Origin of the sequence: Streptomyces violens (assembly GCF_000717745.1) — a bacterium.
In the GTDB taxonomy this organism is placed as follows: Bacteria; Actinomycetota; Actinomycetes; order Streptomycetales; family Streptomycetaceae; genus Streptomyces; species Streptomyces violens.
In genome coordinates this window covers 394,624-412,640 of sequence record NZ_JOBH01000006.1, presented here as the reverse complement: position 1 = coordinate 412,640, position 18,017 = coordinate 394,624, and the positions used below count along the sequence as shown (strand labels likewise).

Sequence of the window (18,017 nt, the reverse complement as noted above, 5' to 3'; positions counted from 1 at the left end):
CGTGCAGACCTGCTGCGTGGGGACGGCATACCGGGCGGACGGCGTGCACGGGTGTACGCGTACACGCTGCTGATACGCCATCAGCTCGGGCCGTTCCGCACGGTAACCGGTCGTTCACGCAGGGCGGTAGCACGCTACGCCGATTTCCGGCCACCTGCCGCGAGCAGGACGACGGGCCCCACACAGCAACGCAGCAGGGGCCGCCCGCGAGGGCGACCCCTGCCACGTGTGCTCTTTTGGCGGGCCGGTTCTTCAGAGGCCCAGCAGCCCCAGGCCCAGCAGGCCGCCCTTGCCGCCACCGCCGAGGAGGCCGCTGTTGCCCTGCTGCTTCGGCTGGCCCGGCTGCTGCGGCTCCCCTGGCATTGCGTTCTGCTCCTGCCCCGGGGTGGCGCCCGGCTGCTCGGTCACCGTGTCGCCCGCCATGCCGGTCGGGCCGTTGACGGGGTCTTCGTCGCCGGGGTCGGCGACCTGCACTGCGCCGGCGGCGGACGCCGGTGCGTAGGCGGCGGCCACGGGGGCGCCGAGAAGGACGATCATGGAGGCGGCGGCTGCCGCACCTGCCGCGAGTCGGGTACGCACGGTGCTCTCTCCCTCGCATCATGGATGTGACGTGTCCGTCCTTCCGCGCGGTGGCGCCTGGCTAACGGAACTTCACTCGACTACCGGCGCGGAGATCACTGGATCGCACGGTGCCCCAGGCGGGCGCCGGTCGTTGCACCGTGAGGTGGTGGTCGCATCACCGTGAGGTGGTTCACGCGAAAGAGGTGGCGTTGCGCGTTCGCTGCTGGGTACGGGCCCCCGAGATCGCCGAGCGGGATACCGGTATGAAAGGGTGGAAACTCGGCTAAAGCAACGCGAGAAAGGAGCCGTCATGTCGTCCAAGCGCCGCCGCAAGAAGAAGGCACGTCGCAAGAACGGTGCCAACCACGGCAGCCGTCCGCAGTCCTGAAGGACCGGATGCCGGCAGGAGGCCGGCGGGCCATGGCCCGCCGGCCTCCTGCTACCCCTCGTCCTACCTCTCGTCGGGCTTTACTGAGGGGTACTCCCCGTACCGCCGGGGCGTGTGGTCGTCGTCCGCTGCTCCCTCTTGATCTTTCTCGGGACCAGTCCCACCAGGCCGAGCAGCCCCAGCAGACCCCACAGGCCGTATCCCCCGCCGCCGCCGTCATCCTCGTCGTAGCCGCCGTCCGGCTCCGTCACCGTCTGCGACGCAGCGACGGACGCCACCGACGTGTACTGCGGCGCCGCCGCTGCCGGGCCCGCCAGCAGCACACCCGTCAGCACCGCCGTACCGGCGGACAGCACGATCCTGCGCATGATGACCTCTTCTCGTCGGGGAGACCCCCACACGCCCCATGGCACCACCGCCCCTTGGCCATCGCTTCCGCACCACCCCCGTCCGGGTGAATGGGCGTCAGTCCAGGTCGTACTCGAAGGTGTACGGGACGGACGGTGCGCCGTGCACGGCGGTGAAGGCGCCGGTTCCGCGCAGCCCGGCCAGCTCTCCGGTGCCCGTCCCCGGCACCACCTCGAAGGCGCAGCGCACGGTGCCGTCGGGCTCGAACGAGCCGCGCTCCTCGACAACGAAGGTGCCCTCGCGTCCGTCGACGCTGCCGGTCAGCAGCTCCATGCCGGTGAACGTGCCGGTCTTCTCGGTGGCGTAGACGATCGTGTACTCGCACGTCGTGCGGGCGGCCTCGATGCCCCCGGCGAAGGAGTTGGTGACGGAGGCGTGCGCGAGCTTCGGGTGCGCCTCGGCCGGGCCGAGGGTGCGCTCCTGCCAGTCGGCGTAGGTGAAGTGACCGGTGGTCTGTGCGGGCATGGCCGCCCTTTCGATCGGTCGCACGGCCTGCGCCGCGCGGTGTGCGACCAGCCTGTCCGCCGTACCTGACACCTTCTGTCAGGTACCCGGTGCACCGGACAATGGCGTCCATGCGTGCCGACCGACTTCTCTCCCTGCTTCTCCTGCTCCAGAGCCGCGGGCGGATGACGGCGTCCGAACTCGCCGCGGAGCTGGAGGTGTCGGTCCGTACCGTGTACCGGGACATCGAGGCGCTCGGCGCGTCGGGCGTCCCGGTGTGCGCCGACCGCGGCCCCGTCGGCGGCTACCGCCTGATGGACGGCTACCGCACACGGCTCACCGGGCTCACCGACGCGGAGGCCGACGCGCTCTTCCTCGCCGGGGCGCCGGGCGCAGCAGGCGAGTTGGGCCTCGGCTCGGTGCTGGCCACCGCACAGCTCAAGCTGCAAGCAGCGCTGCCGGCCGGGCTGGCGGACCGGTCGCGGCGCATCCAGGACCGGTTCCATCTGGACGCATCCGCGTGGTTCCGCGAGGCCGACCCGGTCCCCCATCTCGGCCGCGTCGCACAGGCGGTGTGGGAACAGCGCGTACTGCGCGTCCAGTACCGCAAGTGGGGCGGTGCCGGCCATCGCGCGCTCGACCTCGGCCCGCTCGGCCTCGTCCTCAAGGGCGGCATCTGGTACTTGGTGGCCATAGCGGGCGAGCCGATCCGCACCTATCGGATATCCCGCCTGGTGTCCGTCGACGTCACGGAGCAGCTCTTCGACCGGCCGGCGGAATTCGACCTGGCCGCGCATTGGGCGGAGTCCTCCCGCCGCCTGGAGACCGCGCTCCAGCAGGGCGTCGCGCAACTGCGGATCTCGCCCCGCGGCCGGCAGCTGCTGCCCATGCAGTTCGGGGCGGCGGGCACGCGGGCCCTCGCGGCGGCCGGGCCGCCCGACGACGAGGGCTGGGTCCGGGTCGAGATGGCGGTCGAGACACCGTCCGTCGCGGTCGGTGACCTGCTCAGACTGGGCACGGAGGCAGAGGTCCTCGGCCCGCCCGAGCTACGCGCGGCCGTGGCCCGGACGGTGACCGAACTGACGCACCGTTACACGGCGACGCCCTGAGAGCCGGTGCCCGGACCCCGGCCGGGCGCCGCCGCAGGCGCTGACCCGGAAGGCCGCGCACGGCCCGTTCAGCCGGCCGGGCTCGTGGCGTCCTCGATGAGACGGTGCGCCGCGGCGTCGATGCGGGCCGTGTCGCCGGTGACCAGGCGGTCTTGGCACAGCCCGCGCAGGCCCGAGACCAGCAGCGTGGCCCGCACCCTGGCGTCCTCTTCCGCATGGCCGAGCCGTACGTAGGCGGCGGCGATCGGGCCGACCATGACCTCGACCGCGTCGGCGGCCAGCGCTCCGTACGGCTCCGACTGTGTGGTGGCCAGGCTGAGCAGTTGCAGCAGCATGCGGACGAGGCCGCGCTGCCTGCCGACCGTGATCGCCTCCCACAGGGCGTGGGCGGCGCGGTGCAGCCCCGCCGCGTCGTCGACGCCGCCGAACATCGCCTCGGCGTCGGGCCTGCTGGCCGCCAGGGCCTGGGCCAGCAGGTTCTCCCGGCTGCCGAAGTAGTACAGCAGCATCCGTTTGCTGGTGCCCACCGCTTCCGCAAGTGGGCTCAACGACAGGCCCGCCAGGCCGTGGTGCTCCAGATGCTGCACCACCTTCGCCAGCAGTTCGGTCCGTTTCCGTGAATCGGTCGCACGAGGCACCCCTTGACCGTACCGATCGGTACACCTACAGTCCAACGCGAACCGTTGATGTACCGATCGGTACATCAACAGCGGTGAGACGAGGAGGCGAGGCATGGGCGCAACGAGCCCGGACATTGCGATCGTGGGAGCCAGTATCGGCGGGCTCACCCTGGCGCTCGCCCTGCGGGCACGCGGCATCGACGCGGAAATCCACGAGCAGGCACCGCAGTTGCGGGAGGTCGGCGCGGCGGTGGCGCTGTCGGCGAACGCCACCCGGCTGCTCGCCCGGCTCGGCCTGGACGCGGAGCTGACGGCCGCCGGCGCCCAGCCCACCGAGCTGGTGTACCGGCACTGGCGGGACGGCCGCCGCATCGCCGCGCACCCGGTCGGCGACGCGTACCGCGCCCGGTTCGGCGGCCCCTACCTGGGCGTGCACCGCGCGGCCTTCCAACGCATCCTCGGCGACGCCTGGGGCAGCGAGCGGCTGCACCTGGGCACGGCGGTCAGCGGGGTGCGCGAGGACACAACGACCGAGGACGGCGGGATACGTCTGGATCTCGCGGACGGCCGGAGCGTGCGGGCCGGCCTCGTCGTCGGCGCGGACGGCGTGCACTCCACCGTGCGGCGCCATGTCACGGCCGAGGACGTCACCGCGTACTCCGGCACGAGCGGCTTTCGCGGCCTGGTACCGGCCGGGGCGCTGCCCTCGCTGCCGGACCCGGAGGCCATCCAGTTCTGGATGGGACCCGGCGCGCATGTGCTGCATTACCCCATCGACAGCGCCGGTACGGTCAACTTCCTCGCGGTGGTGGAGGGGCCGGAGCGGTGGACCGCGGACACCTGGCGGGCAGCGGCCGCGCCCGGGGAGCTCCTCGCGGCGTTCGACGGCTGGCATCCGGCGATCACCGAGATGCTCGCGGGCGCGCCGCAGAGCGCGCGGTGGGGTCTCTTCGGGCAGGCGCCGCTGCGGCGGTGGAGCCGCGGCCGGGCGGTGCTGATCGGGGACGCGGCACACGCAATGCTGCCGCACCACGGGCAGGGCGCCAACCAGACCATCGAGGACGCCGTGACGCTGGCGGACTGCCTGGCCGACGCGCGGGAGGCCGGCGGATCCGACGCGTACGGCGTGGCCCTGCAACGGTACGAAGGGCTCCGGCGGGTGCGCACCCGTCAGGTGCAGCGCAGCTCCTGGGTCACTTCCGGCCTGCTGCACCTTCCCGACGGGCCGGCGGCCGAGCGGCGGGACCGGAAGCTGGCCACGGTGCCGGCGGACTTCGGCTGGATCCACGCCCATGACGTGCAGCGGGAGCCGGTGGCGGGCCCGCCCGCTTCCTGACGATGCGTCATACCCCAGTAAGCACAGTGGCGGTGCCGCCCCCGCACTGGGGCAACACCGCCACCGGACGGCACGACAGCTCAGCCGTCGCCCGGGCCGGTCAGTGCATGCCCGCGTGGACGAAGCCCATCCAGTAGGCAGCGGCCCGCGCGTCGCCCACGGTCACGACCCCGTCGTGCCCGCCGACGCTGGTCATGCTGCTCGCCGAGCCGCTCATCCCCCCGCCGGCGCTGTCGTGGTCGTTGTGCGCGGAGGCGACGCCGCTCATCGGGACGATGGCTGCCGAGGCCAGGGCGAGAGACGCAGCGGTACGAGCGAAGATCTTGCGCATGTCATACCTCTTCAGGTAGGTGGGTTGATCGCCCCCATGCTTCTCCGCCCTACCGCTCCCCGAAGCGCGGCGCTCGGGCAATTGACCCTGATGGCCGACCGCGTTCCGCCTGGTCACCGAGTCGTCGGATTGTCACTCCGCACGTGCCTGTTGTGCCGCGCCGCGGGCCACCGCGCGGAACTGCTGCGGCGTGCGGCCGTCGCGCTTGCGGAAGAACTTGGAGAAGTCGCCCGGCTCGCGGAAGCCGAGCCGGCGGGAGACCTCGGCCGCCGGGGCGTCGGTGTGCACCAGGAGGCGCTTGGCCTCCAGGAGGATGCGGGCGTCGAGGTACTGCTTGGCGGTCAGGCCGGTGGCGGCCAGCGTGGCGCGGGTGAGGGTACGGACGTTGTAGCCGAGCGCGGTGGCGTAGTCGGCGACGCGGTGCGTGTCGGCGAAGTCGCGCTCGACGGCGGCGTGGTAATGCGCGAAGGCGCCGCCGGGACGGTGCGCGGCGGGGGGCTCGGGGCGCGCGTGGGCGAGCCGCAGCAGCAGCACGGCCAGCAGCAGACGCAGTGCCTCGATGTGTGCCTGGAGGGGGATGGAGGCCAGGTCGGCGTACTCGTGGGTGAGGTGGCGCAGGGCGAGCTGGGTGGCGCGGGCGTGCGGCCCGTCCGGCAGCAGCGGGGTCTGCTCGAAGGGCGCCTCGGCGTCGGCGAAGCCGGGCTGCCAGATCACGATGGTGCCGCGCGCGGCCGCCAGGTCCTCGGGGACGTACTGGTGCACCTGGCCCGGCTGGATCCACAGCCAGCTGCCGGCGTGCAGGACGTGCTCGGAGAAGTCCACGGTGTGCCGCAGGGTGCCGGAGCGGACGTGGATGAGGTGGTGGAAGCCGGGGCGCTGCGGGGACCCGAGATCGATGCCGCGGCGGTGTCCGCGGGCCCGCAGTTCGGCGAAGTCCAGGACGTCCATGCCAATGGGCGCCCCGAGAGACGGCCGGTAGGCGACGTCCGTGATCGAGAGCTGTCCGTTTTTTCCCATGCTGAGTCCGTAGCGTACCGCTGTCGTCCCCGTACCCCCTCCTACGGTCGCACAAGAGGCAGCGAGGAGCCGGAAGCTGCCGGAGAGCTGAGGTGCGACGTGCGGCTGATCGTGGGAATGACCGGGGCGACCGGGGCCGTCTTCGGGATACGGGTGCTGGAACACCTGGCCGAGCTGCCGGAGGTGGAGACCCATCTCGTACTGAGCCGCTGGGCCCGGTCCACGATCGAGCTGGAGACCGGGCGGAGCGCGCGCGAGGTCGCCGGGCTGGCCGATGTCGTGCACAGCCCCGAGGACCAGGGCGCGGCCATCTCGTCCGGGTCGTTCCGGACGGACGGCATGATCATCGTGCCCTGCTCGATGAAGACGCTCGCCGGGATCCGGGCCGGTTACGCCGACGGGCTGGTCGGCCGCGCCGCCGACGTCGTACTGAAGGAGCGCCGCAGGCTGGTGGTCGTCCCGCGGGAGACGCCGCTCAGCGAGATCCATCTGGAGAACATGCTGGCGCTGGCGCGGATGGGCGTGCAGATCGTGCCGCCGATGCCCGCCTTCTACAACCACCCCGCCTCGGTCGACGACATCGTCGACCACATCACCGCCCGCATCGTCGACCAGTTCGACCTGCCGGCGCCCGCCGCCAAGCGGTGGCAGGGCATGCGGGCGGCGCGGAACAACAGCAAGAACAGCAAGGAGCAGACATGGCCTACGACGACCTCCGCAGCTTTCTGACCGCCCTGGAGGGCGAGGGCCAGCTACTGCGCATCACCGATGAGGTGCTGCCCGAGCCGGACCTGGCAGCGGCCGCCAACGCGGCGGGCCGGATCGGCGAGGGTGCCCCCGCCCTGTACTTCGACAATGTCAAGGGCTTCACCGACGCCCGGATCGCGCTGAACGTGCACGGCTCCTGGCGCAACCACGCCCTCGCGCTCGGCCTGCCCGCGGCCACCTCGGTCAAGGACCAGGTCGAGGAGTTCGCGCGACGCTGGGACGACTTCCCCGTCGCGCCCGAGCGCCGCGAGGACGCGCCCTGGCGCGAGAACACGCAGGAGGGCGCGGACGTCGACCTCTTCGAGGTCCTCCCGCTCTTCCGCCTCAACGACGGGGACGGCGGCTTCTACCTCGACAAGGCCGCGGTCGTCTCCCGCGACCCCGACGACCCGGACCACTTCGGCAAGCAGAACGTCGGCACGTACCGCCTGGAGGTCATCGGCCGCGACCGGCTCGCCATCCAGCCGGTCCCGGTGCACGACGTGGCACTGCATCTGAAGGCGGCCGAGAGCCGCGACGAGGACCTGCCCATCGCGATCACACTGGGCAACGAGCCGGTGATCTCGATCGTGGCCGGTATGCCGATGGGGTACGACCGTTCCGAGTACGAGATGGCCGGCGCGCTGCGCGGCGCGCCCGCGCCGATCGCCACCGCGCCGCTCACCGGCTTCGACGTGCCCTGGGGCTCGGAGGTCGTCATCGAGGGCGTGATCGAGGGCCGCAAGCGGCAGATCGAGGGGCCGTTCGGCGAGTTCACCGGCCATTACTCGGGCGGCCGCCGGATGCCGGTGGTCCGCATCGACCGTATCTCGTACCGCACGAACCCGGTCTTCGAGTCGCTCTACCTGGGCATGCCGTGGACCGAGGTGGACTACCTCGTCGGGCCCAACACCTGCGTGCCGCTGCTGAAGCAGCTGCGCGCGGAGTTCCCCGAGGTGCAGGCCGTCAACGCGATGTACACGCACGGCCTGGCCGTGATCATCTCGACGGCGAAGCGGTACGGCGGCTTCGCCAAGGCGGTCGGGATGCGCGCGATGACCACGCGCCACGGGCTGGGGTACGTCGCCCAGGTGATCCTCGTCGACGAGGACGTCGACCCCTTCAACCTGCCGCAGGTGATGTGGGCGATGTCGTCGAAGGTCAACCCGGCGGACGACGTAGTGATCATCCCGAACCTCTCGGTCGTGGAACTGGCGCCGTCCGCCTCCCCCGCCGGCATCACCAGCAAGATGATCATCGACGCCACGACCCCGGTCTCGCCCGACAACCGCGGCAACTTCAGCACGCCGGTCCGCGACCTGCCCGAGACCAAGGAGTGGATCGGCCGGCTGAACTCCCTCCTGGCCGCCCGCTGACACCACGACCACACGACTCCCCGAGGTACTCATGATCTGCCCCCGCTGCGCGCACGACGCGCTCGACACCCTCGCCCACTCCCCCGTCCCCGGCGTCTGGGACGTGCTCCAGTGCGCCCGCTGCCTGTACACCTGGCGCACCACCGAGCCCGCCCGCCGTACCCGGCGCGACGCGTACCCCGCGCAGTTCCGCCTCACCCAGGAGGACATGGACAACGCCATCGAGGTCCCGGCGGTGCCCCCGCTGCACGCCGGCTGACAGCGGCTCTCAGCCGTTGCAGAGGATCTCAGTCGTTGTAGAGCTCGAGGTCGCCGTCCCTGCCGGTCTCGATGGACGCCGAGTACGACCATGCGCCGCAGGTGTGCGTTCCGTGCGGCGCGGCGCCGTCGCAGTGGTGGAACGTCTTGGTGACGACGATCCTGCTCTTCAGGAAGTCCTCGTCGTCATCGTGCGCGGTCGCCGTACCACCACTGCTCAGGACGAGTGCCGTCACGGGGAGTGCGACCGCGGCCAGGCGCAGAGCGGAGCGCTTCATCGATACCTCCATCGGTTGCCACAGGAGGAGGCGGCGTTCCCTCGCCACCTCATTGGTCGATGAGTAGCCAAGTCGCTGAATCGACACACGTACCGCCACCCGAACGGCGGGCCCCGCGTCCTACGGCTGCACCGAAATCTCCCCGATGCCGGTGCCGAGGCGGCCGCAGTGTGCGGTGGACTGCCCCGACTGTCCGGGGTTCAGCGTGACGTGCTCGCCGTCCACATCGGGCGCCCAGCCGCAGACCAGATGCACCCAGAAGGTCTGCGGCGCGCCGCCGTTGTTCCGGCAGAGCGCATAACCGGTGTACTCGTCGTTGGCGTGCTTACCGGTGTCGCAGGACAAGCCGGGCGGCACAGCGGCGGCGGCGTACGCGATGGCGGACGGCGAAGAAGTGGCGGCCGGGACGGCGAGCGCGGTCACCATGACGGCGGCGGCCGCGATGGCCTTCATCCCTGTGGCGGTCAGCTTCATGGTCTCTCCTGGACTTTCTCGGGCCGGGCCCGTACTCCCTGGAGCGCTACGGAACTCCGGTCGTATGCCAGGAATTGCTCCCACCCGCGCGCCCGCGGAAAACCAGGGAGATCGTGACGCTGAGTGAGGAACAGCGTGGTCAGCCGGAGTCGGCGGTGCGCGTCCTGACGTCCGTGAGCAGCTTGTCCAGCAGCGCGGCGAGAGTGGCGCGTTCGGACGCCGACAGGCCGGCCACGAGGGTGGCTTCGCGGCCGAGCACCTCGTCGACGGAGTGCTCGACGAGCGCGTGGCCCTCGTCGGTCAGCGACACCAGGACGGCCCGGCTCCCGGGCCCGGCCGGGGCCCGCCGGACGAGTCCGCCGCGCTCGGCGCGCGCGACCCGCTGAGAGATCGCGCCCGCGGTGACCAACGTCCGCCGGGCGATCTCCCGCGTGCTGAGGGAGTACGGCGGTCCGGCACGGCGGATGACGGACAGCAGGTCGAGGGTGGCCGTGTCGATGCCCGCGGCGCGGAGCGCCCGGTCGCGGTCGATCGCGAAGAGCTTCCCCAGCCACCAAATCGGCGTCACGATCTCGATCGAATCGGTGGGCGTACCCGGCCGCTCCCGCTGCCAGGCGGCCGCGATCTCGGCGGCGGGGTACGACGGGACGGCTCCGCTCGCGGCGCCGCCGAGATCCTCGCCCATGGTGCGCTCCCGCTGCCGTAGTCTACGTTTAGATCTAAACATAGCAGTGCGCAGAAGTTCTCAGGGGAGGAACCTCATGACTCGCACCGTGCTCGTCACCGGCGGCACCAGCGGCATCGGACGCGCCGTCGCCAAGGCGTTCGCCGCCGACGGGGCGAAGGTCTTCATCACCGGGCGCCACGCCGACACCGTGGAACGCACCGCGGCGGAGCTGGGCGTCCAGGGCGTCGTCTGTGACGCGACCGATCCCGGACAGGCCACCGCCCTCGCGGCCCGGATCGGCGCGACGGGCCGGCTCGACGTCCTGGTGAACGCGGCGGGCGGCCTGTTCGACGCCTCATCGGCCGAGGGCTCGCCGCTGGAGAAGCTGCGCGCCGAATGGCACGGCCACCTCTCCCAGAACGTGCTCGGCGCGGTGCTGACCACCGCGGCGGTACGGGAGCTCCTCGCCGACGGCAGCTCCGTGATCAGCATCGGGTCGATCGGTGCTGAGCGCGGCGGCGGCTCGTACGGCGCGGCCAAGGCCGCCCTCCAGGCGTGGAACGCCGCGTTCTCCGCCGAGGTGGGGCCGCACGGCATCACCACGAACGTGATCTCCTCCGGTTACGTCACCGGCACCGCCTTCTTCGGCGGACAGCTCCCGGACGCCCGGCACGACAGGCTGGTCCAGGAGACGCACAACAAGCGCCCGGGCACGCCGGAGGACATCGCCCAGACGGTCTTCTTCCTCGCCTCCCCCGGGGCCCGGCACATCACCGGGCAGACGATCCACGTCAACGGCGGCGCCTTCACCACGCGTTGACGTGCGCCGGAAGGCTACCGGAATAAGGTGTTCCGGTAGCTTCGCGTGCGCCGATCAGTGAAGGAGTGAGTGCGGGCATGGAGACGACCGGAGCCGGCAGCCCGGGTACGGCCGTGGTGACCGGGGCCTCGTCGGGGATCGGTACGCGGTATGCCGAGCGGCTTGCCGAGGCGGGTTGGGACTTGGTGCTCGTGGCGCGGCGGGGGCAGCGGCTGGAGGAGCTTGCCGGGCGGTTGCGGGAGACGGCAGGGGTTGCCGTCGAGACGCTCGTCGCCGACTTGGCCGTGCCGGAGGATCTGACGCGGACGGCCGAGCGGGTCGCGGCCGAGGACGTGGCGCTGCTGGTCAACAACGCGGGCATCAACGGCTACGGATACTTCACCGAGGTCGACCCGGTGCTGCTGACGCGGGTGCTGAACGTCAATGTCACGGCGCTGACGGTGCTGACCCGGGCCGCCGTGCCCGGGATGCTGAAGCGCGGCCGGGGCGCGGTGGTCAATGTCGCCTCCCGGCTGGCCTTCGCCGGCTCGCTGCCGCCCGATCCGCTCCCCCGGCGCGCCGTCTACGGCGGCACGAAGGGGTACGTCGTCACCTTCACCCGGACCCTCGCGGCCGAGCTGGCGGGCACTCCGCTGCGCATCCAGGTGCTGTGCCCGGGGCTCACCGCCACCGAGTTCCATCTGACGACGGGTGAGGAGCCGGTCGCGGGGACGGAGCAGCGGGTTCACGCGGAGGGGGGAATGCCGGTGGACGAGGTGGTGACGGCCTCGCTGGCAGCGCTGGAGCGGGGTGAGGTGGTGTGCGTACCGGGTCTGGCGGACGCCGACGAGGCGCTGGACCGGCTGGTCGCGGCCGAGGCGGGGATGCGGGGCATGCCGGGCGCAGATCGGCGCTGAATCGAGGTGTACTCCGCGCTGCACGATGGCAGGTTTGTCCTGTCCCTGTTCGTCCGTAAGAAGGAGTCGGCCGATGCTGTTCGGCAAGGAGCATGTGAAGCGGTACGTCGAGACCGATGGCGCGGAAGGGCACGAGTGGCAGGGCACCACGACGCTCATCCTCACCACCACCGGCCGCAAGAGCGGCGAGCAGCGCAGCACGCCGCTGATCTACCAGCGCTTCGGTGACGATCTGCTGGTCGTCGCCTCCAAGGGCGGCTCGGACGTGCCGCCCCTGTGGTACCTGAACCTCCAGGCGGACCCCGAGGTGCGGGTGCAGGTGAAGGGCGACCGGTTCACCGCGCGCGCCCGTACCGCGACGCCGGAGGAGAAGCCGGCGATGTGGGAGACGATGGCGGCGACCTGGCCGCAGTACGACGAGTACCAGCAGAAGACCGACCGGGACATCCCGGTCGTGGTGCTGGAACGTACTGGCTGACGGCCGGGTGACGCGGGGTTTGCCCCGCTGGGTCGCGGGATACCTGTGCGGCGTACATTCCGGGTGATTCCGGGCGGTCGTGAGCCCGAGGAGGCATGTCGTGACAGCGCAGGTCAGCACCGAGCTGTGGGACGCGTTCCACTCCGTCGTCAATATGACGTCGCGTGAGCTGCAGGAGTGGCTGAGCGTCCAGGCCGCAGGGCAGGAGTCGGAGGTGGTGCCCGATCAGGCCGGTGCGCCGCTCGGGCGGCACGTACTGGAGATCCTCGGCAAGCGCCGTACCGACCTCACGGAGGACGACGTGCAGGTCATGCGGCGGGTGTGCGAGATCGTGGAGACCCAGCGGGCCGAGCACCGCGACCCGCAGGCGGGCGGCGCCGACTGGCGCCACGGCCTGATGAACATCGGCCACGACCCGCTCAAGCCCGCCTGACGGTCCGTTACCGGATCCGGTCCAGGACCGTGCGGGTCGCCCTGCGCAGTGCGGTCACTATCGGCCGGTCGCGGTCGCGGGTCCGCCAGGCGAGGGCCGTGTGGCACGGCGGCAGGTCGGTGACCTCGGCGTAGGCGACGCCGTGCCGCTGGTAGAGCCAGCGGGCCGGCTCCGGCGGGAACTGCACTCCCTCGCCGAGCGCGATGGCCGTGAGCGCGGGCTCGAACTCGGCGATCTGGTGGGCCGTGTAGCGGGCGGGGCTGCCGTCGGGGCGCGGGTCGACCCCCCAGAAGTCCCGCCAGACCTTGGGGATTTCCGGCGACCACCCGATGTTCCGCCGCCCGCTGAGCCGGCTCAGCGTCAGCGGGCCCGCGTCCGCGAGCGGGTCGGAGGCGGCCAGGCACACGACACGGCGCAGGTCGGCGAGGTGCTGGGTCTGGATCCCGGGCGGCACGGGCGGGAAGAGGAACGCCGCGTCCACACCGCCCGCGAGGACGGTGGCCGCGGAGTCCGCGAAGCCCATCCGGGCGATCTCGACCTCGATCCCCGGATGCCGCGCCTTCAGCTCCTCCAGGATCTCCGGGATCGGGTGGATGGAGGTGATGGCCTCGAAGGAGCCGATGACCACCCGGCCCGAGAGGGTACGGATGCGCTCGCCGGCGACCTGTCGCAGCCGGTCGGCGGCCTGCACCATCGCCCGGATTTCCGGGAGCAGTTCCTGTCCTGAGGGGGTCAGCCCCGCCGTGCGCGTCGTGCGGTCGACCAGGGTCAGCCCGAGGCGCCGCTCCAGCGAGCGGATCTGCTGCGAGAAGGCGGGCTGCGTCATGAATACCCGCTTGGCCGCCCGGCCGAAGTGCATCTCCTCGGCCAGCAGCAGAAACAGTCTCAGTTGATGTGTACTCGGGTCCGTCGGTGCACTGTTCTCCCGGCCGGTCGGGCCGGCGTCCCCCGCCATGGGCGCATCGTAACAACGCGCACCCTGCCCGTTACCGCGGAAAGCCGGCCTCCCGCGGCGGCGGGCACAAAAGTCTCACACCCCTTTACCGGCAGCACACCGGCGGCACACAACCAGCGGCACCCGTGAGAAATCCGGGAGACCCTGCGCAGCCGCGCTGTTAGCGTCCGCGCCCATGACCGATGTCTTCAAGGATTTCACCGAAGTGCAGCGCATCGACACCGATCCCGAGGTGGCGGCGCATCCGCTGATCTCGCTGGAGGAGGGCCGGCACAGCTGGTACAGCGGCTATCACCACCAGGAGTCGTTCGCCGCGCGGCTGCGCTACGCCTTCGACGACCGCACGGAGTACGGCTCCACGGGCGTGCCCCTGGACCGGCTGCGGATCGGGAACTTCTGCCAGTTCGCCTCGGGCACGGCGTTTCTGCTGGGCGGCAATCACGGGCACGACACCCACGCCGACGCGGTGATGCCGTACGGCTTCAACTTCTTCGCACACGAGCACGACGCCTGGGCGCCGGCCGGCGACACCGTCGTCGGGCACGAGGTGTGGATCGGGTACGAGGCGGTCGTGCTGCCCGGTGTGCGCATCGGGACCGGCTCGATCATCGGCGCGCGCGCCGTCGTCGCCAAGGATGTCGCCCCCTACTCCGTCGTGGTGGGCAACAACAGGATGGTCCGGCACCGCTTCGACCCGCTGCGCCGCAAGCTGCTCTGGCGGATCGGCTGGTGGAACTGGAGCGACGAGCGGATCGCGGAAGCGCTCCCACTCCTCCAGGGCCGCGACGTGGCGCAGCTGGCCCGGTATGCCGGAATCGACCCGGAGGACGTCGCGGCGGACCCCGATCCGTGCACGCTGACCGGCGCCAAGGCCGTTCCGCACCGCCCTTGACCTGCGCGTTTGTGCACGTGTCGAAAGGTCCGGCGGGCAGGGTGTGACATCTGTACATGGTGAGCGGGGGAAATTCTCCCTAGCGTCTGCGTAACGCAAGATCGAACCCCCGTGACCTCCCGGGTGATCCCCGGGGGCCGGGGAATCCCGGGACACCGGGCCCCGGATGCCGGGCGTCCGCCCGCAGCGCGCCGCCGGCTCCCCGCCTCCCCCACGCGACGCACCTCATCGCGGCCCGCCGCACCCCGCGGCGCGCCGCGCCCTGCCCCGCAGGGATGGAATCCCACCGAAATGCCGAGGACCGTATGAGCACGCAACCGACGACCGACGTGGCGCCACCCCCACCGTCCGCCCCCGGCGACGGCCCGTCGGACGGCCTGCAGGCCGGTCTCAAGAACCGCCATTTGTCCATGATCGCGATCGGCGGGGTGATCGGCGCCGGCCTGTTCGTCGGCTCCGGCTCCGGCATCGCCGCCGCCGGACCCGCCATCCTCCTGTCGTACGCCCTGGTCGGCGCGCTGGTCGTGTGCGTGATGCGGATGCTGGGCGAGATGGCCGCGGCCTATCCCAGCTCCGGGTCGTTCTCCGCGTACGCGGACCGGGCGCTCGGCCGCTGGGCCGGCTTCTCGATCGGCTGGCTGTACTGGTTCTTCTGGGTGGTGGTGCTGGCCGTCGAGGCGACGGCCGGCGCGAAGATCCTGGAGGGCTGGATACCGGCCGTGCCGCAGTGGGGCTGGGCGCTGATCGTGATGGTGGTGCTCACCGCGACGAACCTGGCGTCGGTCGCCTCTTACGGTGAATTCGAGTTCTGGTTCGCCGGGATCAAGGTCGTCGCGATCGCCGCCTTCGTCGCGATCGGCCTGCTGGCCGTCTTCGGCGTGCTGCCCGGCGCGCACAGCGAGACCGCGGGGATCGCGAACCTCACCGAACACGGCGGGTTCATGCCGAACGGTCCGGGGTCGATCCTGACCGGCGTGCTCATGGTGGTCTTCTCCTTCATGGGCAGCGAGATCGTCACGCTCGCCGCCGGCGAGTCGGAGAACCCGCAGCGCGCCGTCACCAAGGCGACCAACAGCGTCATCTGGCGCATCGGGGTCTTCTACCTCGGCTCGATCTTCGTCGTGGTCAGCCTGCTGCCGTGGAACGACAAGTCGATCACCAAGGACGGCAGCTACGTCGCGGCCCTGAACACGATCGGCATCCCGCACGCCGGTGAGGTCATGAACGTCATCGTGCTGACGGCGGTGCTCTCCTGTCTCAACTCCGGTCTCTACACCGCCTCCCGCATGGCCTTCTCGCTCGGCCAGCGCGGCGACGCGCCCAAGGCGTTCGCGCGGACCAGCGCCCGCGGCGTGCCGCGTGCCGCGATCCTCTCCTCCGTCCTCTTCGGCTTCGTCGCGGTCTTCTTCAACTACGAGTGGCCGGACACCGTCTTCGCCTTCCTGCTGAACTCCTCCGGCGCGGTCGCGCTGTTCGTGTGGCTGGTCATCTGTTTCGCACAGCTGCGGATGCGCGGGATGATCCTGCGGGACGACCCGTCGAAGCTGGTCGTGAAGATGTGGCTGTTCCCGTATCTGACCTGGGCGACGATCGGCATGATCTCGTTCGTGCTGGTCTACATGCTGACCGACCCCGCCGGGCGGCAGCAGGTCACGCTGTCGCTGCTGGCCGCCGTGCTCGTGGTGGGCATCGCGTTGGTACGGGACCGGATCCGCGGTTCGCGGACGGCGTAGCCCCGGACAGTCACGTAACCAGTATTGCTGGTGACGCGGTGGGCCCATCCGTACCAGGATGGGCCCATGTCCGAACCCAACGCTTCCACCGGTCGGGCCGGCTCCGCCGCCGAGCCGCTGCCCCGCCAGGTCGCCGACGCCTACGTCGACGCCCTGATCGCCCTCGACCCCATCACCGGCACCTTCCTCGGCGCACCGGAGAGCTCCGGCAAGCTGCCCGACTTCTCCCCCACGGGGCAGGAGGAGCTGGCCCAGCTCGCCCGTACGACGCTCGACCGGCTCGCCGCCGCCGAGGCGCGGCCGGGCGGCGACAGTGACGGCGAGCGGCGCTGCGCCCGGCTGCTGCGCGAGCGGCTGACCGCCGAACTCGCCGTCCATGAGGCGGGCGAGGGCCTGCGCGCCGTCAGCAACCTCAGCTCGCCGCTGCACTCCGTACGCGACATCTTCACCCTCACGCCGACCGCGACGGACGAGGACTGGGCGGCCGTCGTGCAGCGGCTGCGCGCGGTGCCCGCGGCGCTGGAGGGGTACCGCGCCTCCCTCGGCGAGGGCCTGAAGCGGGGACTGCCGGCCGGTCCGCGGCAGGTGCGGACGGTGCTCGGGCAGCTGGGCGAGTGGATCGGTACGGACCGCAGCTGGTTCGCCGACTTCGCCGCGACCGGACCCGAGAGCCTGCGCGCCGAGCTGGACGCCGCGGCCGGCTTCGCCACCGGCGCGCTCACCGAGCTGCGCGACTGGCTGCGCGACACCTACGCGCCGGCCGTCGAGGGCGCCCCCGACGTGGTGGGCCGCGAGCGGTACGCCCGTCTCGCCCGCTACTACAACGGCAGCGACCCGGACCTGGACGAGGCGTACGCGTACGGCTGGTCCGAATTCCACCGGCTGCTCGCCGAGATGGAGAAGGAGGCCGCGAAGGTCCTCCCGGGCGCGAAGACCCCGTGGGAGGCGCTGGCCTGGCTGGACGAGCACGGCGAGATGGTCGAGGGCGTCGAGGAGACCCGCGAGTGGCTCCAGTCGCTGATGGACGAGGCCATCGAGAAGCTGGACGGCACGCACTTCGAACTGGCCGAGCGGGTCAAGCGGGTGGAGTCGCGGATCGCGCCGGCGGGCACCGCGGCCGCGCCGTACTACACCAGCCCTTCGCTGGACTTCACGCGCCCGGGCCGCACGTGGCTGCCGACCATGGGCGAGACCCGCTTCCAGGTGTACGACCTGGTCTCGACCTGGTACCACGAGGGCGTGCCCGGCCACCACCTCCAGCTCGCGCAGTGGGCGCACGTCAGCGACCAGCTCTCCCGCTACCAGACCACGGTCGGCATGGTCAGCGCCAACGCCGAGGGCTGGGCGCTGTACGCCGAGCGGCTGATGGACGAGCTGGGCTTCCTCAGCAACGCCGAGCGGCGCCTGGGCTACCTGGACGCCCAGATGATGCGCGCGATCCGCGTGATCATCGACATCGGCATGCACCTGGAGCTGGAGATCCCGAAGGACTCGCCGTTCCGGCCGGGCGAGCGCTGGACGCCGGAGCTGGCGCAGGAGTTCATGGACGCGCACTGCGGCCGTCCGTCGGACTTCGTGGAGAGCGAGATCATCCGCTACCAGGGCATGCCGGGCCAGGCGATCGGCTACAAGCTGGGCGAGCGTGCCTGGCTGAACGGCCGCGAGGCCGCCCGCCGCCGGCACGGCGCCGCCTTCGACCCGAAGAAGTGGCACATGGCGGCGCTCTCCCAGGGCTCGCTGGGCCTGGACGACCTGGAGAGCGAGCTGTCGGCGCTGTAGGCCGGGCGGCCGGGGTC

The 18,017-nt window shown here is 71.4% G+C and carries 23 protein-coding genes; 13 read left to right on the top strand and 10 right to left on the bottom strand.

Features of this window, described 5'->3' with window-relative positions; translation table 11 throughout:
* Positions 1-252 precede the first annotated feature (252 nt).
* On the bottom strand, positions 253-579 hold the full coding sequence (locus tag IF04_RS0114385) for a hypothetical protein (RefSeq protein WP_157847650.1): 327 nt from the start codon (positions 577-579) through the stop codon (positions 253-255).
* A gap of 292 nt (positions 580-871) precedes the next feature.
* Between IF04_RS0114385 and IF04_RS40375 the strand changes: the two genes are divergently transcribed.
* A complete protein-coding gene (locus IF04_RS40375) occupies positions 872-949 on the top strand; it encodes a 50S ribosomal protein bL37 (protein WP_370443954.1) in 78 nt (25 codons plus the stop codon).
* Between the two features lie 80 nt (positions 950-1,029).
* On the opposite strand, the gene IF04_RS0114380 is transcribed toward IF04_RS40375, so the two are convergent.
* Both IF04_RS0114380 and IF04_RS0114375 read right to left on the bottom strand, forming a co-directional pair.
* Complete coding sequence (locus tag IF04_RS0114380; protein ID WP_030255990.1) at positions 1,030-1,317, bottom strand: hypothetical protein; 288 nt, start codon at positions 1,315-1,317, stop codon at positions 1,030-1,032.
* Between the two features lie 97 nt (positions 1,318-1,414).
* Positions 1,415-1,822: a DUF3224 domain-containing protein gene (locus tag IF04_RS0114375; protein WP_030255987.1), complete on the bottom strand. Its 408-nt coding sequence runs from the start codon at positions 1,820-1,822 to the stop codon at positions 1,415-1,417.
* Between the two features lie 110 nt (positions 1,823-1,932).
* Between IF04_RS0114375 and IF04_RS0114370 the strand changes: the two genes are divergently transcribed.
* A complete protein-coding gene (locus IF04_RS0114370) occupies positions 1,933-2,910 on the top strand; it encodes a helix-turn-helix transcriptional regulator (protein WP_030255982.1) in 978 nt (325 codons plus the stop codon).
* Positions 2,911-2,978: 68 nt separating this feature from the next.
* Here IF04_RS0114370 and IF04_RS0114365 read toward each other — a convergent pair whose 3' ends face one another.
* The gene (locus IF04_RS0114365; RefSeq protein ID WP_030255979.1) at positions 2,979-3,548 is read right to left on the bottom strand and encodes a TetR family transcriptional regulator; all 570 of its coding nucleotides are present in this window, start codon (positions 3,546-3,548) and stop codon (positions 2,979-2,981) included.
* Positions 3,549-3,642: 94 nt separating this feature from the next.
* On the opposite strand from IF04_RS0114365, the gene IF04_RS0114360 reads away from it, so the two are divergent.
* Positions 3,643-4,866: an FAD-dependent monooxygenase gene (locus IF04_RS0114360; protein WP_030255976.1), complete on the top strand. Its 1,224-nt coding sequence runs from the start codon at positions 3,643-3,645 to the stop codon at positions 4,864-4,866.
* A 100-nt stretch (positions 4,867-4,966) separates the two neighbouring features.
* Here the strand turns inward: IF04_RS0114360 and IF04_RS0114355 are convergent, their stop codons facing one another.
* Both IF04_RS0114355 and IF04_RS0114350 read right to left on the bottom strand, forming a co-directional pair.
* Positions 4,967-5,197 (bottom strand): hypothetical protein, encoded by a 231-nt coding sequence (locus IF04_RS0114355; protein ID WP_030255973.1) that lies wholly within the window; start codon positions 5,195-5,197, stop codon positions 4,967-4,969.
* Between the two features lie 132 nt (positions 5,198-5,329).
* On the bottom strand, positions 5,330-6,214 hold the full coding sequence (locus tag IF04_RS0114350) for a helix-turn-helix transcriptional regulator (protein ID WP_030255969.1): 885 nt from the start codon (positions 6,212-6,214) through the stop codon (positions 5,330-5,332).
* A gap of 99 nt (positions 6,215-6,313) precedes the next feature.
* Here IF04_RS0114350 and IF04_RS0114345 point away from each other — a divergent pair, with 99 nt between their 5' ends.
* The 3 genes from IF04_RS0114345 to IF04_RS0114335 are packed head-to-tail and all read left to right on the top strand — an operon-like array spanning position 6,314 to position 8,596.
* Positions 6,314-6,943: a non-oxidative hydroxyarylic acid decarboxylases subunit B gene (locus IF04_RS0114345; protein ID WP_051831234.1), complete on the top strand. Its 630-nt coding sequence runs from the start codon at positions 6,314-6,316 to the stop codon at positions 6,941-6,943.
* Positions 6,913-8,337 carry a non-oxidative hydroxyarylic acid decarboxylases subunit C gene (locus IF04_RS0114340; RefSeq protein ID WP_030255962.1) on the top strand — a complete coding sequence of 475 codons (1,425 nt, stop codon included), beginning with the start codon at positions 6,913-6,915 and terminating at the stop codon, positions 8,335-8,337. Before IF04_RS0114345 ends, IF04_RS0114340 begins: the two co-directional genes overlap by 31 nt.
* Before the next feature lie 31 nt (positions 8,338-8,368).
* Positions 8,369-8,596, top strand: a complete 228-nt coding sequence (locus tag IF04_RS0114335) for a non-oxidative hydroxyarylic acid decarboxylases subunit D (protein WP_030255958.1) — start codon at positions 8,369-8,371, stop codon at positions 8,594-8,596.
* A gap of 28 nt (positions 8,597-8,624) precedes the next feature.
* On the opposite strand, the gene IF04_RS0114330 is transcribed toward IF04_RS0114335, so the two are convergent.
* The 3 genes from IF04_RS0114330 to IF04_RS0114320 form a co-directional block, all read right to left on the bottom strand.
* Complete coding sequence (locus tag IF04_RS0114330) at positions 8,625-8,873, bottom strand: hypothetical protein (protein ID WP_030255954.1); 249 nt, start codon at positions 8,871-8,873, stop codon at positions 8,625-8,627.
* A 120-nt stretch (positions 8,874-8,993) separates the two neighbouring features.
* Positions 8,994-9,347 (bottom strand): hypothetical protein, encoded by a 354-nt coding sequence (locus IF04_RS0114325; RefSeq protein WP_030255952.1) that lies wholly within the window; start codon positions 9,345-9,347, stop codon positions 8,994-8,996.
* A 139-nt stretch (positions 9,348-9,486) separates the two neighbouring features.
* Positions 9,487-10,032 carry a MarR family winged helix-turn-helix transcriptional regulator gene (locus tag IF04_RS0114320; protein ID WP_030255948.1) on the bottom strand — a complete coding sequence of 182 codons (546 nt, stop codon included), beginning with the start codon at positions 10,030-10,032 and terminating at the stop codon, positions 9,487-9,489.
* A 76-nt stretch (positions 10,033-10,108) separates the two neighbouring features.
* On the opposite strand from IF04_RS0114320, the gene IF04_RS0114315 reads away from it, so the two are divergent.
* The 4 genes from IF04_RS0114315 to IF04_RS0114300 all read left to right on the top strand — a co-directional run bounded on the left by IF04_RS0114315 (position 10,109) and on the right by IF04_RS0114300 (position 12,641).
* A complete protein-coding gene (locus tag IF04_RS0114315; RefSeq protein WP_030255945.1) occupies positions 10,109-10,834 on the top strand; it encodes an SDR family NAD(P)-dependent oxidoreductase in 726 nt (241 codons plus the stop codon).
* 77 nt (positions 10,835-10,911) lie between these two features.
* A complete protein-coding gene (locus IF04_RS0114310) occupies positions 10,912-11,730 on the top strand; it encodes an SDR family NAD(P)-dependent oxidoreductase (protein WP_030255942.1) in 819 nt (272 codons plus the stop codon).
* A gap of 73 nt (positions 11,731-11,803) precedes the next feature.
* Positions 11,804-12,208 (top strand): nitroreductase family deazaflavin-dependent oxidoreductase, encoded by a 405-nt coding sequence (locus IF04_RS0114305; RefSeq protein ID WP_030255939.1) that lies wholly within the window; start codon positions 11,804-11,806, stop codon positions 12,206-12,208.
* 100 nt (positions 12,209-12,308) lie between these two features.
* A complete protein-coding gene (locus IF04_RS0114300) occupies positions 12,309-12,641 on the top strand; it encodes a DUF3140 domain-containing protein (protein WP_030255936.1) in 333 nt (110 codons plus the stop codon).
* A 7-nt stretch (positions 12,642-12,648) separates the two neighbouring features.
* Here the strand turns inward: IF04_RS0114300 and IF04_RS0114295 are convergent, their stop codons facing one another.
* Entirely contained in the window at positions 12,649-13,596 is a 948-nt protein-coding gene (locus IF04_RS0114295; protein WP_051831233.1) for a LysR family transcriptional regulator, read from the bottom strand.
* A 175-nt stretch (positions 13,597-13,771) separates the two neighbouring features.
* On the opposite strand from IF04_RS0114295, the gene IF04_RS0114290 reads away from it, so the two are divergent.
* The 3 genes from IF04_RS0114290 (at position 13,772) to IF04_RS0114280 (ending at position 18,000) form a co-directional block, all read left to right on the top strand.
* Positions 13,772-14,488, top strand: coding sequence for a CatB-related O-acetyltransferase (locus IF04_RS0114290; protein WP_051831232.1), 717 nt, complete (start codon positions 13,772-13,774; stop codon positions 14,486-14,488).
* A gap of 305 nt (positions 14,489-14,793) precedes the next feature.
* Positions 14,794-16,221 carry an amino acid permease gene (locus tag IF04_RS0114285; RefSeq protein WP_030255926.1) on the top strand — a complete coding sequence of 476 codons (1,428 nt, stop codon included), beginning with the start codon at positions 14,794-14,796 and terminating at the stop codon, positions 16,219-16,221.
* Positions 16,222-16,287: 66 nt separating this feature from the next.
* Positions 16,288-18,000, top strand: coding sequence for a DUF885 domain-containing protein (locus IF04_RS0114280; RefSeq protein WP_051831231.1), 1,713 nt, complete (start codon positions 16,288-16,290; stop codon positions 17,998-18,000).
* Positions 18,001-18,017 lie beyond the last annotated feature (17 nt).

Bases quoted from the DNA above. Each gene is read 5' to 3' on its own strand.
- IF04_RS0114375 (WP_030255987.1), bottom strand. From the start codon at position 1,822: ATGCCCGCACAGACCACCGGTCACTTCACCTACGCCGACTGGCAGGAG.
- IF04_RS0114325 (WP_030255952.1), bottom strand. From the start codon at position 9,347: ATGAAGCTGACCGCCACAGGGATGAAGGCCATCGCGGCCGCCGCCGTC.
- IF04_RS0114360 (WP_030255976.1), top strand. From the start codon at position 3,643: ATGGGCGCAACGAGCCCGGACATTGCGATCGTGGGAGCCAGTATCGGC.
- IF04_RS0114285 (WP_030255926.1), top strand. From the start codon at position 14,794: ATGAGCACGCAACCGACGACCGACGTGGCGCCACCCCCACCGTCCGCC.
- IF04_RS0114315 (WP_030255945.1), top strand. From the start codon at position 10,109: ATGACTCGCACCGTGCTCGTCACCGGCGGCACCAGCGGCATCGGACGC.
- IF04_RS0114280 (WP_051831231.1), top strand. From the start codon at position 16,288: ATGTCCGAACCCAACGCTTCCACCGGTCGGGCCGGCTCCGCCGCCGAG.
- IF04_RS0114335 (WP_030255958.1), top strand. From the start codon at position 8,369: ATGATCTGCCCCCGCTGCGCGCACGACGCGCTCGACACCCTCGCCCAC.
- IF04_RS0114370 (WP_030255982.1), top strand. From the start codon at position 1,933: ATGCGTGCCGACCGACTTCTCTCCCTGCTTCTCCTGCTCCAGAGCCGC.
- IF04_RS0114310 (WP_030255942.1), top strand. From the start codon at position 10,912: ATGGAGACGACCGGAGCCGGCAGCCCGGGTACGGCCGTGGTGACCGGG.
- IF04_RS0114350 (WP_030255969.1), bottom strand. From the start codon at position 6,214: ATGGGAAAAAACGGACAGCTCTCGATCACGGACGTCGCCTACCGGCCG.
- IF04_RS0114305 (WP_030255939.1), top strand. From the start codon at position 11,804: ATGCTGTTCGGCAAGGAGCATGTGAAGCGGTACGTCGAGACCGATGGC.
- IF04_RS0114320 (WP_030255948.1), bottom strand. From the start codon at position 10,032: ATGGGCGAGGATCTCGGCGGCGCCGCGAGCGGAGCCGTCCCGTCGTAC.
- IF04_RS0114290 (WP_051831232.1), top strand. From the start codon at position 13,772: ATGACCGATGTCTTCAAGGATTTCACCGAAGTGCAGCGCATCGACACC.
- IF04_RS0114355 (WP_030255973.1), bottom strand. From the start codon at position 5,197: ATGCGCAAGATCTTCGCTCGTACCGCTGCGTCTCTCGCCCTGGCCTCG.
- IF04_RS0114380 (WP_030255990.1), bottom strand. From the start codon at position 1,317: ATGCGCAGGATCGTGCTGTCCGCCGGTACGGCGGTGCTGACGGGTGTG.
- IF04_RS0114330 (WP_030255954.1), bottom strand. From the start codon at position 8,873: ATGAAGCGCTCCGCTCTGCGCCTGGCCGCGGTCGCACTCCCCGTGACG.
- IF04_RS0114340 (WP_030255962.1), top strand. From the start codon at position 6,913: ATGGCCTACGACGACCTCCGCAGCTTTCTGACCGCCCTGGAGGGCGAG.
- IF04_RS0114295 (WP_051831233.1), bottom strand. From the start codon at position 13,596: ATGGCGGGGGACGCCGGCCCGACCGGCCGGGAGAACAGTGCACCGACG.
- IF04_RS40375 (WP_370443954.1), top strand. From the start codon at position 872: ATGTCGTCCAAGCGCCGCCGCAAGAAGAAGGCACGTCGCAAGAACGGT.